At 44.5% G+C, this 292-nt stretch carries 1 rRNA gene; it reads left to right on the forward strand.

What is annotated here, in order from left to right:
- A 5S ribosomal RNA gene (gene rrf / locus CIK93_RS13305) occupies positions 1–83 on the forward strand; the annotation flags it as partial.
- Positions 84–292 lie beyond the last annotated feature (209 nt).

Raw genomic sequence — 292 nt, forward strand, 5'->3', positions numbered from 1 at the left:
CTTCCCATTCCGAACAGAGAAGTTAAGCCCACTTGCGCCGATGGTACTGCAATGCAATGCGGGAGAGTAGGAGGCCGCCATCTTTTACAAAGCACCTTGTTTCAGCAATGAAGCAAGGTGCTTTTTTCGTTTCCTCCCTTTACGGATCCACGGAACACACAGAGTACACTCTAAGTTTGCAGAAGAATGCGACGCAGTCGCATAAATGTTAAATAATCAAGGTAAAACTATGATTGCTAAAGACAGTTTCGTACCTTTGTTGTAAAAAGGTAGAATCGGTCTGTCGAAGAGG

Source organism: Prevotella sp. P3-92 (assembly GCF_002251205.1).
Classification (GTDB): Bacteria; Bacteroidota; Bacteroidia; order Bacteroidales; family Bacteroidaceae; genus Prevotella.